Genomic DNA, 14,071 nt, shown 5'->3' with positions numbered 1-14,071 from the left:
GTGCCCCCAGGGACCGGGCCCTCACCCGCCCGCCGCCCCTCCTGCACCACCGCGAACCGGCCTGTCACCCCGTCGGCCCCGCTGAGCCGCCGCCACGGGAACGCCCCGGTCCGCACGTCGAACGCGGCGGTCCGGTCCCGGCCGCGCCCGGACGCGTCGCCGGGCGGTCCTGTCCCCCGCCGCCGGCCCGGAATCCGGGGCCGGGTGACGCCCTGTCACCCGGCGGTGCGCCGCCGGTCCCGCGGCGGAGCGCGGCTCGCCTCGTGACGGGCCGCGCCGCCCGGTCCTCAGCCCTGCTGTGCCACGTACTCCCGCGCCTTGCGCAGCGCCTCGGGGTGCAGCGCCTCCCCGGCGGCCAGCAGCGAGGGCAGCAGGGTGCGTTCGGTCGTCGACGCCCGGAACTGCAGGGCGGCGGTGATCTCGTGGTCCGGCCGGTGCACGATCTCGACCGGGTCCCCGGCGCGGACCGCGCCCGGTTCGATCACCCGCAGATACGCACCGGTCACCCCGTGCTGGGTGAACCGCCTGACCCACCCCTGCTCCCCGACGTGCTCGGCGAAGGTCCGGCACGGGATCCGCCCCGAGGTCACCTCCAGCACCAGGTCCGCCCCCACCCGCCAGCGCTCGCCGATCAGCGCACCGCTGACGTCGAGCCCCAGGGTCGTGAGGTTCTCGCCGAACACCCCGTTGGCCAGCTTCCGGCCGCCCAGCTCCCGCTCCCAGGCGTCCAGATCCTCGCGGGCGAAGGCGTACACCGCCTGGTCGCTGCCACCGTGATGGCGCAGATCGCAGACAGCGTCCCCGGACAGCCCGCTGCCACCGACGCCCTTGGGGCCCGGGTCGCGTACCTCCACGAGGCCCTCCACCGGGCGCTTGTCGATCCCGGACAGGCCGGCCGGCCCGTCGGTCCGGGCGTTCGGGCTCGGACGGCCGATGTTCACGGTGAGCAGCTTCATGCGGCTACGCTAACCGCCCTCGACCCAAACAAGTGCATCATTAATTCGCCACTTCCCCAAGAGCTCCTTATGATGGTGGGGTGATCGAAGCTCGCCACCTCCGTGTCCTGCGCGCCGTCTCCACCGCCGGCTCGTTCTCCGCCGCCGCCCGCGCGCTGGGCTGCACCCAGCCCGCCGTCAGCCAGCAGATGAAGGCCCTGGAGTCCTCCGCCGGAACCACGCTGCTGATCCGCACCGGACGCGAGATGCGCCTGACCCAGGCCGGCGAGGCACTGGTACGGCACGCCTCCGGCATCCTCGCGGGGCTGACCGCCGCCGAGGAGGAGGTCGCCGCCATCGCCGGACTGCGGGCCGGGCGGGTCCGGCTGGTCTCCTTCCCCAGCGGCAGCTCCACCCTGGTCCCGGGCGCGCTGGCCGCCCTGCGCGCCGACCACCCCGGCACCCGTGTCTCGCTCGTCGAGGCCGAACCCCCGCGCTCGGTGGACCTGCTGCGCGAGGGCGACTGCGACATCGCGCTGGCGTTCCGTTACGGGGCGGCCGGAGGCGAATGGGACGACCTGGTGGTCCGGCCGCTGCTCACCGACCGCCTGATCGGCCTTCTCCCGGAGGGGCACCGGCTGGCGGACGCGCCGAGCGTGTCCATCGGCGAGCTGGCCGACGAGTCCTGGATCGCGGGCTGCCCGCGCTGCCGCCGCCAGCTGGTCGAGGTCTGCGAGGCGTCCGGATTCGCCCCGCGCATCGACTTCGCCACCGACGACTACCCGGCGGTGATGGGCCTGGTCGGGGCCGGGCTCGGTGTGGCGGTGCTGCCGGAGCTGGCCGTCGAGTCGGTACGCGCCAAGGGGGCCAGGGCCGTGCCGGTCGAGCCCGCGATCGAACGGGAGATCGTCGCGCTGACCCTGCCGGACCTGGCCCGGGTCCCGGCGGTGGCGGCCACCCTGGACCAGCTGGCGCGGACGGCCGCCCGCTGAGGCCGCAGGGGAACGCGGGGCCACATCGACGGCTGCCGGGACCGCTGGGGGGCGCGGGCCCGCTCCGGCGGTGGCTGAGGGCGTGCGGCGTGCGGCGTGTGACGCCCACGCGGGCACCGGCCCCGGCCGCCCGGGGCCGGCAGGCCCCGGCTCTCGGGGAAACGTTTCTGCGTGGCGTGGGGGCGTACGGGTGTCAGGTGGTGCCGGAGGGCCCCGCGGCGGGGGCGCCGGAGGGCGCCGCGCTGATCAGCCGGGTCCTGGCCCGGCCCATCAGCTCCTCGCGCTCGTCCTCCGTCAGGCCGCCCCACACGCCGTAGGGCTCCCGTACGGCCAGGGCGTGCGCCGCGCACTCGGCCCGTACCGGGCAGCGCATGCACACCTCCTTCGCGGAGGTCTCGCGGGCGCTCCGCGCCGCGCCGCGCTCACCCTCCGGGTGGAAGAACAGGGAGCTGTCCACGCCTCGGCAGGCGGCGAGCAGCTGCCAGTCCCACAGGTCTGCGTTGGGTCCGGGAAGGCGGGAGAAATCTGCCATTGCTTGTCCCCTCGGAGCTGTGCTGCGTCGGAAGCGGCATCCTCGACCGTCTGTGATCGACGGCCTGCTGTGTGCGGACCGTCGGTGATCGGTGTGACCGAAGTCTCGACCGTACATCTACGGTGCTAGTAGATGTAAATATGACTGATTGCGAATCTAGCCACAGACACCCTTAAAAGGGAAGAAAAGCTGCCAAATAGGGCACGCCAGGGAGTGAAGATTCGGTTGACGGGTGAATCACCCGCGTCGTCCTCCTCCGTATTCGGGCCTTCACGTAGAGTGCCGAACCCGGTCGCGCGACCCGTAACTCTTTCGAGTGACCGTCGTTAAAGGAACGGATGCGGTTGACGGATATCCGGCTCGGGCACATGTCCGAGGGGGTCGACCGCACAGGTGACGACTTGTATCAGCCTGGAGGCTCAAGGTGACGCGCATCAGCTGCGGAGGACGGTCATGACATCCGTCCTCGTCTGCGACGACTCCCCGCTTGCCCGAGAAGCGCTCCGTCGCGCGGTGGCCACCGTGCCCGGCGTCGAGCGTGTGACGACCGCGGCCAACGGCGAGGAAGTCCTCCGCCGCTGGGGCGCCGATCGTTCGGACCTGATTCTGATGGACGTACGCATGCCCGGTCTGGGAGGTGTGGAGACCGTCCGTCGGCTGCTCTCCGCCGACCCCGGAGCCCGGATCATCATGCTGACCGTCGCCGAGGACCTGGACGGCGTCGCGCTCGCGGTCGCCGCCGGCGCCCGCGGCTATCTCCACAAGGACGCCTCGCGTGCCGAGCTGCGGGCCACCGTCACCCAGGCGCTGGCCGACCCGACGTGGCGGCTCGCCCCGCGCCGGCTGCGGTCCGCCGAGATGGGCGCGGCCCCGACGCTCACCGCGCGGGAGATCCAGGTGCTCGAAGGCATGAGCCACGGCCGCTCGAACGCCGAGATCGGCCGCGAGCTCTTCCTCTCCGAGGACACGGTCAAGACCCACGCCCGCCGCCTGTTCAAGAAGCTCGGGGCCTCGGACCGCGCCCACGCGGTGGCCCTCGGATTCCGCTGGGGCCTGGTCCGCTGAGGACGCGGCCCGGGCCGCGCCCCGTCCGCAGGTCCGCGGACGGGGGCACGGAGCGGGCCACCGGCTCCACATCCTGCATCCGGGCGCCCGCCCAGCGGTGCCATGTGACGCTTCCCGGCCGATGACGCATCCTTGAGTCGTGGAGTTCCTCAGGAACGATTCGGTCGAGCGGAAGGGGAGGGCGCAGGAGATGACATCCGGCGCACCCGCTCATAACGCTTCGGTGCACAACTCCGGGCGCAGTGCAGCGGACCGACTGGCATCAGGGCACCATGGTCCGATGCGCGATGACGAGACCACGGTGATCGGTGCCCTCGTGCACCGCGCCGTCGACGGAGACGCGCAGGCCACCCACGATCTGCTGGCCCACGTCCACCCTCTCGCCCTGCGCTACTGCCGCTCCCGGCTCAACCGCCTCCCCGGTGATGCTCGCCACTTCGTGGAGGACCTCGCGCAGGAGGTCTGCGTCGCGGTGCTGATGGCGCTGCCGCGCTACAAGGACACCGGCAGGCCCTTCGAGGCCTTCGTCTTCGCGATCGCCGGGCACAAGGTCGCCGACCTCCAGCGCGCCGCGATGCGCCACCCGGGGTCGACCGCCGTCCCCTCCGACGAGATGCCGGAACGGCCCGACGACTCCCTCGGCCCGGAGGAGCGCGCCCTGCTCAGCAGCGACGCCGCCTGGGCGAAGAAGCTCCTCGCCAATCTCCCGGAGAGCCAGCGTGAGCTGCTGGTCCTGCGGGTCGCGGTGGGGCTGACAGCCGAGGAGACCGGACGGATGCTCGGGATGTCGCCGGGTGCGGTCCGGGTCGCCCAGCACCGCGCGCTCAGCAGGCTCCGGGCGCTGGCCGAGCAGTAGGCGGCCCCGGGCAGGGAGGGGCCGGGGCGCCTCGCACGGCGCTGTGCGATGCACCCCACCGGGCACCCCGGCCTGTCCGGCCGGACCCCCGGCAGCGCTGCGGGGACCGCCGCCCGACCGCTTCGTGCGATGCTCCAGAACTCCCAAGTGATCTTGATCGTGGAATGAGACACCTTCCGGGGCCGTTAGCATGGACATCCGCACCGATCAAGGCCATTTGGGGAAGGTGTCATGACTGCAAACGTCGACGGAGTGCCCGAGAAATTCGCGACGCTCGGGTTGACCTACGACGACGTGCTGCTGTTGCCCGGCGCGTCCGAGGTCCTGCCCAACGCGGTCGACACCTCGACCCTCATCTCGCGCAACGTACGGGTGAACATCCCCCTGCTGTCGGCCGCCATGGACAAGGTGACCGAGGCGCGCATGGCGATCGCCATGGCCCGTCAGGGCGGCGTCGGCGTGCTGCACCGCAACCTCTCCGTCGAGGACCAGGTGAACCAGGTCGACCTGGTGAAGCGGTCCGAGTCCGGCATGGTCACCGACCCGATCACCGTGCACCCGGACGCCACCCTCGCCGAGGCGGACGCGCTCTGCGCGAAGTTCCGCATCAGCGGTGTGCCGGTCACCGATGCCGCGGGCAAGCTCCTCGGCATCGTCACCAACCGCGACATGGCCTTCGAGTCGGACCGTACGCGCCAGGTGCGCGAGGTCATGACGCCGATGCCGCTCGTCACCGGCAAGGTCGGCATCTCCGGCGTCGAGGCGATGGAGCTGCTGCGCCGCCACAAGATCGAGAAGCTGCCGCTGGTCGACGATGCGGGCCTCCTCAAGGGCCTCATCACGGTCAAGGACTTCAAGAAGGCCGAGCAGTACCCGAACGCCGCCAAGGACGCCGAGGGCCGCCTGCTCGTCGGTGCGGCCGTCGGCGCCAGCCCCGAGGCCCTGGAGCGCGCGCAGGCCCTCGCCTCCGCCGGGGTCGACTTCCTCATCGTCGACACCTCGCACGGCCACAACAGCAACGCCCTCGCCTGGATGGCGAAGATCAAGTCGAGCGTCGGCGTCGACGTGATCGGCGGCAACGTCGCCACCCGCGACGGGGCCCAGGCCCTGATCGACGCGGGGGTCGACGGTGTGAAGGTCGGCGTCGGGCCCGGATCGATCTGCACCACCCGCGTGGTCGCCGGCATCGGCGTCCCGCAGGTCACCGCGATCTACGAAGCCGCACTCGCCGCCCGTGCCGCGGGCGTCCCGGTGATCGGCGACGGCGGCCTCCAGTACAGCGGCGACATCGGCAAGGCGCTCGCCGCGGGCGCGGACAGCGTGATGCTGGGCAGCCTCCTCGCCGGCTGCGAGGAGTCCCCGGGCGAGCTGATGTTCATCAACGGCAAGCAGTTCAAGTCCTACCGCGGCATGGGTTCGCTGGGCGCCATGCAGTCGCGCGGCCAGGGCCGGTCCTACTCCAAGGACCGCTACTTCCAGGCCGAGGTCTCCTCGGACGACAAGCTCGTCCCCGAGGGCATCGAGGGCCAGGTGCCCTACCGCGGCCCGCTGGCCAACGTCCTGCACCAGCTCGTCGGCGGCCTCCGCCAGACCATGGGCTACGTCGGCGCCGCGACCGTCGACCAGATGGAGAGCAAGGGCCGGTTCGTCCGGATCACCTCGGCGGGCCTCAAGGAGAGCCACCCGCACGACATCCAGATGACGGTGGAAGCACCGAACTACAGCAGGAAGTAGCGCGTCACCGCAGGTGAGGGGCGGACCGGAGTTCCCGGTACCGCCCCTCACGGCTGCGTCGGGGATACTGGTCAGCGCAGACGTAGAGGGAAAGGCCACACATCGTGACTGAGATCGAGATCGGGCGCGGCAAGCGCGGCCGCCGGGCTTACGCATTCGACGACATCGCTGTCGTTCCGAGCCGCCGCACCCGGGACCCGAAGGAGGTCTCGATCGCCTGGCAGATCGACGCCTACCGCTTCGAGCTGCCGTTCCTGGCCGCTCCCATGGACTCCGTGGTCTCCCCGCAGACCGCCATCCGCATCGGCGAGATGGGCGGCCTGGGCGTGCTCAACCTGGAAGGGCTGTGGACCCGGCACGCCGACCCCCAGCCGCTGCTGGACGAGATCGCGGAGATGCCCGCCGAGTCCGCGACCCGCCGGCTCCAGGAGATCTACTCCGCGCCGATCCAGGAGGAGCTGATCGGGCAGCGCATCAAGGAGGTGCGCGACTCCGGCGTCGTCACCGCCGCCGCGCTCTCCCCGCAGCGCACCGCCCAGTTCTCCAAGGCGGTCGTCGACGCGGGCGTCGACATCTTCGTCATCCGCGGGACGACGGTCTCCGCCGAGCACGTCTCCGGCGCCGCCGAGCCGCTGAACCTCAAGCAGTTCATCTACGAGCTGGACGTCCCGGTCATCGTCGGCGGCTGCGCCACGTACACCGCCGCCCTGCACCTGATGCGCACCGGCGCCGCCGGTGTCCTCGTCGGCTTCGGCGGTGGCGCCGCGCACACCACGCGCAACGTCTTCGGCATCCAGGTCCCGATGGCCACCGCCGTCGCGGACGTCGCCGGCGCCCGCCGCGACTACATGGACGAGTCCGGCGGCCGGTACGTGCACGTCATCGCGGACGGCGGTGTCGGCTGGTCCGGCGACCTGCCGAAGGCCATCGCCTGCGGTGCGGACGCCGTGATGATGGGCTCCCCGCTGGCCCGCGCCACCGACGCGCCGGGCCGGGGCCGTCACTGGGGCATGGAGGCCGTCCACGAGGACGTGCCGCGCGGCAAGCTGGTCGACCTCGGTTCCGTCGGGACGACGGAGGAGGTCCTCACCGGGCCCTCGCACACCCCGGACGGCTCGATGAACATCTTCGGCGCCCTGCGCCGCGCGATGGCCACCACCGGCTACAGCGACCTCAAGGAGTTCCAGCGCGTCGAGGTGACCGTCGCGGACTCGCAGCACCGCCGCTGACCTCCGCGTCGCCGCTCCGTACACGCAGGGCCCGGACCGTTCCACGGTCCGGGCCCTGCGGCATGCTGCCGTGCGGTGTCATCCGGCCTTCTTCGCACCACCGACGGCGGCGATCGCGCTGAGTCCCAGGAAGAGGTACGTCATGAAGTCGGCCTCCTGCGACCAGGTCCTCGTCACCGTGTCGAAGTGATCGCCCACGACCTCGAAGAACGGAACCTGCGCCCTATCGGCGAGGATCATCGAGATGCCGACGAGCTGACCGAGGTAGACGGCGCCGATGGAGAAGACGGCGGAGGCGGCGACGACCGCCGGGCCGGAGCCGCCGACCTTGCTCGCCGCGAAGCCGACCAGGAAGCCGACGCCGACCGCCGCGTAGCCGACCTCCCGTTCGATGGAGCCCGCGATCACGCCGTAGAGGATGCCCGCGACGAGCGCCGCGCCGAGCGCGACCGCCACACCGAGCAGCATGGTGTTGCGGGCGGGGGGAGCCGGGGCGAAGGGCGCGCCGCCGAACGGGGCGCCTTCGGCGGGCGTGCCGAACGGGGCGCCCTGGCCGGGCTGCTGGTCCCCGAAGGGCGCGCCGGAGGGTGCCGGGGGCTGCTGGCCGTACGGGGTGCCGGCCGGTGCCGGGGGCTGCTGGCCGTACGGGGTGCCGGCCGGTGCCGGGGGCTGCTGGCCGTACGGGGTGCCGGCCGGTGCCGGGGGCTGCTGGCCGTACGGGGTGCCGCTCGGGGCGGGGGGCTGCTGGCCTGAGTGGCCGGCGTAGGGGTTGCCGTCGACGGGCTGTCCGCCGAAGGGCTGCTGGGGCTGGTTCGGAGGCTGCACGGGCTGACTCACGGTGGGGCTCCCCCTGGGACGGCTGCGAACTGTCGCGCTGCATACGTACATGTGTGCGCTCTGTGACGCCGCAGAGTAGCAGCACCATCGAGATTCAGTCACTGGCCATCTTTCGACGGTCCGTCACCTTGCGGGGGCGGACAGGGCCTGCCGTCGCGCGGCAGACGGCACGGTGACGACAGGTCTAGAGCCGGTGGGCGGCCCCCGCCGGAGTGGCGCCCCGGGTGTCCAGAAGCAGCTGGGCCTTGACCGCCAGGCCCTGGAGGTCGTAGGTGCGGTGCTGCTGGAGCAGTACGGTCAGATCGGCCGCGGCCGCCGCCTCGTACAGCGAGTCGGCGCGCGGGACGGGGAGTTCGCCCACCCGCCAGTCCAGGACGTGCGGGTCGTGATAGCCGATCTGCGCCCCCATGTCCATCAGCCGGGTGGCGATCTCCCGTGCGGGCGCGGCCTCCTGGTCCGCGGTGTCCGGTTTGTAGGTGACGCCGAGCAGCAGGACGCGTGCGCCCCGGACGGACTTGCCGTGCTCGTTCAGGAGGGTGGCGCAGCGCTGGATGACGTACCGGGGCATCCGGTCGTTGATCTCCTGCGCGAGGGCGACCATCCGCAGCGGGTGTCCTGCGGTGGGGCCGCCGTGGGGCGCGCAGCCCGGGTCGACCGGGACGCCGTGGCCGCCGACGCCGGGCCCCGGGCGGAAGGGCTGGAAGCCGAACGGCTTGGTCTCGGCGCACCGGATGACGTCCCAGAAGTCCACGCCGAGGTCGTGGCAGAGCACCGCCATCTCGTTGACCAGCGCGATGTTGACGTGCCGGAAGTTGGTCTCCAGGACCTTCGTCATCTCCGCCTCGCGCAGGCCCCGGGCCCGTACGACCTTGTCGGTGAGCCGTCCGTAGAAGGCGGCGGCCGACTCGGTGCAGGCGGGGGTGAGGCCGCCGATGACCTTGGGGGTGGCGGCCAGGGTGCGGGTGCGGCTGCCGGGGTCGAGCCGGTTGGGGGAGCAGGCGAGGTGGAAGTCGCGTCCTGCGGTCAGGCCGGAGCCCTCTTCGAGCAGGGGGCGCAGGAAGGTCTCGGTGGTGCCCGGCGGTACGGCGGACTCCAGCAGCACGGTGGTGTGCGGGCGCAGCCGGGAGGCCAGGGCGCGGGCGGCGTCGCCGAGTGCGGTGAGGTCGACGGTGCGGTCGGGGCCGAGCGGGGTGGGGGAGCAGATCACCGCGGTACGGACCCGGCCCAGCTCGGCGGCGTCGGTGGTGGGGCGGAAGCCGCCCGCGAGCATGCGGCGGACCTCGGAGGCGGTGAGTGCGCCCTCGACGGGGCTCCGGCCCGCTCTCAGCTCCGCGTGCGGGCGGGGATCGGGGTCGTACCCGACGGTGGCGATTCCGGCGGCCACGGCGGCTCGGGCGAGCGGCAGGCCGAGGTGACCGAGTCCGATGACAGCGAGGTCCGCGGGCATACAGGAAGACCCCCTAAGTGCGGAGAGCGAAGATCGCAACTGCTGTGGACAGCGCAATGTCAGACTAGGCGTAAATATGACCTATATGTCGCATTGTGCCGCTCAGGTCACCGGGGTGTTGTCCACAGGCGGTGGCTGAACTCGGGGAGCGCGGACAGAATCGAGAGGTGGACACGGGCGGCCGGCCCCTCGGCCGGGTGGCACTCCCGTGTCCGACCACCCCGATCCACCGGGAGGCAGCAAGTGAGGACAGCGACACTGGGACCCGCCGAGCGCACCCTCGCGCTCGCCGCCATGGCCGAGCGCGAGCTGGACGTGCTGGTCGTGGGGGCGGGCGTGGTCGGCGCGGGCACGGCGCTGGACGCCGCCACCAGAGGCCTGACCACCGGACTGGTCGAGGCGCGCGACTGGGCGTCCGGCACATCGAGCAGGTCGAGCAAGCTCATCCACGGCGGCCTGCGCTATCTGGAGATGCTCGACTTCGCCCTGGTCCGGGAGGCCCTCAAGGAGCGCGGGCTGCTCCTGGAGCGGCTCGCCCCGCATCTGGTCAAGCCCGTGCCCTTCCTCTACCCCTTGCAGCACAAGGGGTGGGAGCGGCTCTACGCCGGCTCCGGCGTCGCCCTGTACGACGCGATGTCGGTCTCCTCCGGCCACGGGCGCGGCCTCCCCGTCCACCGCCACCTCTCCCGCAAGCACGCCCTGCGGGTCGCTCCGGCGCTGAGGAAGGACGCCCTGGTCGGGGCCCTCCAGTACTACGACGCCCAGATGGACGACGCCCGGTTCGTCACCGAGCTGGTGCGCACCGCCGCGTCCTACGGCGCCCACGTGGCCAACCAGGCCCGGGTCGTCGGCTTCCTCCGCGAGGGCGAGCGGGTCGTCGGCGCGCTCGTCCGGGACGTCGAGAGCGGCACGGAGTACGAGGTCCGGGCCAAGCAGGTGGTCAACGCCACCGGCGTGTGGACCGACGACACCCAGGGGCTCATCGGCGAGCGCGGCCAGTTCCACGTCCGGGCCTCCAAGGGCATCCACCTCGTCGTCCCCAAGGACCGCATCCACTCCACCACCGGCCTCATCCTGCGCACCGAGAAGTCCGTCCTCTTCGTCATCCCCTGGGGGCGGCACTGGATCATCGGCACCACGGACACCGACTGGGACCTGGACAAGGCCCACCCCGCCGCCTCCAGTGCCGATATCGACTACCTCCTCCAGCACGTCAACGCCGTCCTGAGCACGCCGCTGACCAGGGACGACGTCCAGGGCGTCTATGCCGGGCTGCGGCCGCTGCTGGCCGGCGAGTCGGACGCCACCAGCAAGCTGTCGCGCGAGCACACGGTGGCCCACCCCGCCCCCGGCCTGGTCGTCGTGGCGGGCGGCAAGTACACGACGTACCGGGTCATGGCCAAGGACGCGGTGGACGAGGCGGTGCACGGCCTCGACCAGCGGGTCGCCGCCTGCGTCACCGAGGACACCCCGCTGCTGGGGGCCGAGGGGTACAAGGCCCTGTGGAACGCGCGCGCCCGGATCGCGGCCCGGACCGGGCTGCACGTCGCCCGGGTGGAGCACCTGCTCAACCGGTACGGCTCAATGACCGAGGAAATTCTGGAACTCGTCCTGGCCGACCCCGCCCTGGGTGAACCGCTGCCCGCCGCCGACGACTATCTGCGCGCCGAGATCGTCTACGCGGCCTCCCACGAGGGCGCCCGCCATCTGGACGACGTGCTGACCCGGCGCACCCGGATCTCCATCGAGACCTTCGACCGGGGCACCCGCAGCGCCCGGCTCTGCGCGGAGTTGATCGCGCCGGTGCTGGGCTGGGACCAGGGCCGGATCGACCGGGAGGTCGAGCACTACGAGAAGCGGGTGGAGGCCGAGCGGGAGTCGCAGCGGCAGCCCGACGACCTCACGGCGGACGCGGCCCGGCTGGGCGCACCGGACATCGTGTCGATCTGAGGAGTGTCCCGCAGCCCCGGACGGCGGCCACCGCCTGTTGCCTCCGGGGCAGTTGGGGCCCGCCTGCCGGGAGGGGCGGCGCGCCGGGCCGGGACCGGCCTGGACGGGAAGGCCCGGTTGGTAGGAGGCTGTGGGGGATTCTCTCCGCGGGCCGTGGCGCGGCGGACCCGGACCCGGCACCAGGACCGGTCCCGGGGTGAGGGACAATGAACGCTCTGCCAGGGCGGGTTGATCGCAGAGGGGACGCATGTCGGAGGCGGAGCAGGCACGGGAGCCCCAACGGGACAAGAACGGTCGTCTCCTCGCGGGGCGCTACCGGCTCGGTGAGGTGCTCGGCCGGGGCGGCATGGGCACGGTCTGGCGCGCCGACGACGAGACGCTCGGCCGCACGGTCGCGGTCAAGGAACTGCGGTTCCCCTCCGCGATCGACGAGGACGAGAAGCGCCGGCTGATCACGCGCACCCTGCGCGAGGCCAAGGCGATCGCACGGATCCGCAACAACAGCGCGGTGACCGTCTACGACGTGGTCGACGAGGACGACCGGCCGTGGATCGTCATGGAGCTGATCGAGGGCAAGTCGCTCGCCGAGGCGATCCGCGAGGACGGCACGCTGACGCCGAAGCGGGCCGCCGAGGTCGGGCTCGCCATCCTCGACGTCCTGCGCTCCGCACACCGCGAGGGCATCCTGCACCGCGACGTGAAGCCGTCCAACGTGCTGATCGCCGAGGACGGCCGCGTCGTGCTCACCGACTTCGGCATCGCTCAGGTCGAGGGCGACCCCTCGGTCACCTCCACCGGCATGCTCGTCGGCGCCCCCTCGTACATCTCGCCGGAGCGCGCCCGAGGACACAAGCCCGGCCCGCCCGCCGACCTGTGGTCGCTCGGCGGACTGCTGTACGCGAGCGTCGAGGGCTGCCCGCCGTACGACAAGGGCTCGGCCATCGCCACGCTCACGGCCGTGATGACCGAACCTCTCGACCCGCCGAAGAACGCCGGCCCGCTCACCGAGGTCATCTACGGGCTGCTCGCCCGCGACCCCGAACAGCGCCTCGACGACGCCGGGGCACGGGCGTTGCTCAACGACGTCATCAAAGCCCCCGACGCCCCCGCGCCCGCTCCCGCGGACTCCACGCAGATCATGGCCATGCCGCCGGCCCCCGCCGCCGACCCCCTCGTCAGGCGGACGCCGAAGCAGCCCAAGGCCCCGAAGCCGCCGAAGCAGTCCGCGGGGACCGGCGAGTCCGGTGAGGGCGCCCGCGACCGGCTGCGCGGAGCCCTGCGCTCCGTCCGCAACGCCAAGGCCCCGGCGGTGGCCGCGGGTGCTGCGGCCGCGTCGTCGGGCTCTTCCGCCGCCGCGGCCACCGGTTCGCCCGCCACCCCGCCCAAGCCGCCGTCCCCGCCCGGGACTTCCACCCCGGCCACGGCGTCCTCAGCGGTGGCGGGGGCCACCCCGGCGAGCGCGAAGGGATCCGTCGCGGCCCCCGACGCACCCGCCCGCGCCCCCGAGTCCGCGGTGACGGCGAACGCTTCCGTGCCCGGACAGCGCCCGCCGTCCTCGGCCGCCTCCCCACGTGCCTCGATCACCGACGTCGTGCCCCGCCGCACGCTCGTGATCATCGCGGCCGTCGTCGCGCTGGCCATCCTCGGCACGGTCCTCGCCCTCGCCCTCGGTGGCGACGACGCGGACACGAGCGGCAAGGGCGACACCGCCGCGTCGGCCGGAGCCGCGGCAGGCGGCGCCGACGACAAGGGCGAGGACACCGGAGGCGGTTCGTCCGGTGCGAAGGGCGACGGCCAGAAGGAAGGCCAGGGCAAGGAGGAGGGCCGGGCGTCCGAGGGCCCGTCCGGGGAGGGCTCCGACGACTCGGAGGCCGACGACCCGGAGGACGACCAGGGCGACGGGGGCGGCAAGCCGGGCGCGGGCGACTCCCTGCCCGCCGGCTACGAGAAGGTCACCGACAGCCGGTTCCACTTCACCATGGCCATGCCCGAGGACTTCCGTCGCACCGCCATCGCGGGCACCAACTCCGGCGGCATCTACAACGCCGGCAAGGGCAGCTTCCCCCGCGTCCAGGTCGACTTCAACAGCTCGCCCAAGGACGACGCCGCGGCCGCCTGGCGCGCGGCCGTCGCCAGCGCCAAGGTCCTCAGCGACGGCTATCAGCACGGCAGCATAAAGAAGGTCGAGTACAACGGCTATCCGACCGTCGCCGACTGGACGTTCGAGCGCAGCCACAGCGGTGTCCGGGTCCGGGTGCTCAACCGCGGCTTCAAGGTGGACGCCCGGCGCGGCTACTCGATCATGATCAGCTGCCCGGTGGACGAGTGGGACGAAGACGCGTGCCGGACGCTGCGCGAAACGGCGTTCGCCACCTTCACGCCGACGGACTGACCACCGGTCACGCCCGATCCGGACCGGTGTGAAACGTTTGTGCGGGCCGGATCGGCACGACCCGGCCCGTCGGCCGGAGTTGCCACGTATCGTAAGAGGCCG

The 14,071-nt window shown here is 72.5% G+C and carries 11 protein-coding genes; 7 read left to right on the top strand and 4 right to left on the bottom strand.

The genetic code is table 11. The annotated features are described in order from the left end of the window. Positions 1–287: 287 nt before the first annotated feature. The gene (locus tag KME66_RS12080) at positions 288–956 is read right to left on the bottom strand and encodes an MOSC domain-containing protein (protein WP_216321800.1); all 669 of its coding nucleotides are present in this window, start codon (positions 954–956) and stop codon (positions 288–290) included. A gap of 80 nt (positions 957–1,036) precedes the next feature. Between KME66_RS12080 and KME66_RS12075 the strand changes: the two genes are divergently transcribed. Continuing rightward, a complete protein-coding gene (locus KME66_RS12075) occupies positions 1,037–1,927 on the top strand; it encodes a LysR family transcriptional regulator (RefSeq protein WP_216321799.1) in 891 nt (296 codons plus the stop codon). 193 nt (positions 1,928–2,120) lie between these two features. Here the strand turns inward: KME66_RS12075 and KME66_RS12070 are convergent, their stop codons facing one another. Beyond that, entirely contained in the window at positions 2,121–2,459 is a 339-nt protein-coding gene (locus KME66_RS12070; RefSeq protein ID WP_073227749.1) for a WhiB family transcriptional regulator, read from the bottom strand. 453 nt (positions 2,460–2,912) lie between these two features. On the opposite strand from KME66_RS12070, the gene KME66_RS12065 reads away from it, so the two are divergent. The 4 genes from KME66_RS12065 (at position 2,913) to KME66_RS12050 (ending at position 7,343) form a co-directional block, all read left to right on the top strand. After that, complete coding sequence (locus tag KME66_RS12065) at positions 2,913–3,524, top strand: response regulator transcription factor (RefSeq protein ID WP_003948568.1); 612 nt, start codon at positions 2,913–2,915, stop codon at positions 3,522–3,524. A gap of 280 nt (positions 3,525–3,804) precedes the next feature. Further along, positions 3,805–4,380, top strand: a complete 576-nt coding sequence (locus tag KME66_RS12060; protein WP_006126954.1) for a sigma-70 family RNA polymerase sigma factor — start codon at positions 3,805–3,807, stop codon at positions 4,378–4,380. 231 nt (positions 4,381–4,611) lie between these two features. Next, positions 4,612–6,114, top strand: a complete 1,503-nt coding sequence (gene guaB / locus KME66_RS12055; protein WP_073227746.1) for an IMP dehydrogenase — start codon at positions 4,612–4,614, stop codon at positions 6,112–6,114. Positions 6,115–6,218: 104 nt separating this feature from the next. Next, the gene (locus KME66_RS12050; protein ID WP_073227743.1) at positions 6,219–7,343 is read left to right on the top strand and encodes a GuaB3 family IMP dehydrogenase-related protein; all 1,125 of its coding nucleotides are present in this window, start codon (positions 6,219–6,221) and stop codon (positions 7,341–7,343) included. Positions 7,344–7,421: 78 nt separating this feature from the next. Here the strand turns inward: KME66_RS12050 and KME66_RS12045 are convergent, their stop codons facing one another. Both KME66_RS12045 and KME66_RS12040 read right to left on the bottom strand, forming a co-directional pair. Next, a complete protein-coding gene (locus KME66_RS12045) occupies positions 7,422–8,168 on the bottom strand; it encodes a hypothetical protein (protein ID WP_253208580.1) in 747 nt (248 codons plus the stop codon). 196 nt (positions 8,169–8,364) lie between these two features. Further along, entirely contained in the window at positions 8,365–9,627 is a 1,263-nt protein-coding gene (locus KME66_RS12040) for a nucleotide sugar dehydrogenase (RefSeq protein WP_073227738.1), read from the bottom strand. Positions 9,628–9,870: 243 nt separating this feature from the next. Between KME66_RS12040 and KME66_RS12035 the strand changes: the two genes are divergently transcribed. Next, positions 9,871–11,577, top strand: a complete 1,707-nt coding sequence (locus tag KME66_RS12035) for a glycerol-3-phosphate dehydrogenase/oxidase (RefSeq protein ID WP_073227735.1) — start codon at positions 9,871–9,873, stop codon at positions 11,575–11,577. Positions 11,578–11,824: 247 nt separating this feature from the next. Further along, on the top strand, positions 11,825–13,969 hold the full coding sequence (locus KME66_RS12030) for a serine/threonine-protein kinase (protein ID WP_216321794.1): 2,145 nt from the start codon (positions 11,825–11,827) through the stop codon (positions 13,967–13,969). The last annotated feature ends 102 nt before the right edge of the window (positions 13,970–14,071 follow it).

Source organism: Streptomyces sp. YPW6, assembly GCF_018866325.1.
Classification (GTDB): domain Bacteria; phylum Actinomycetota; class Actinomycetes; order Streptomycetales; family Streptomycetaceae; genus Streptomyces.
The sequence above is the reverse complement of the archived record's forward strand: the minus strand, read 5'-3'. Positions and strand labels throughout refer to the sequence as shown.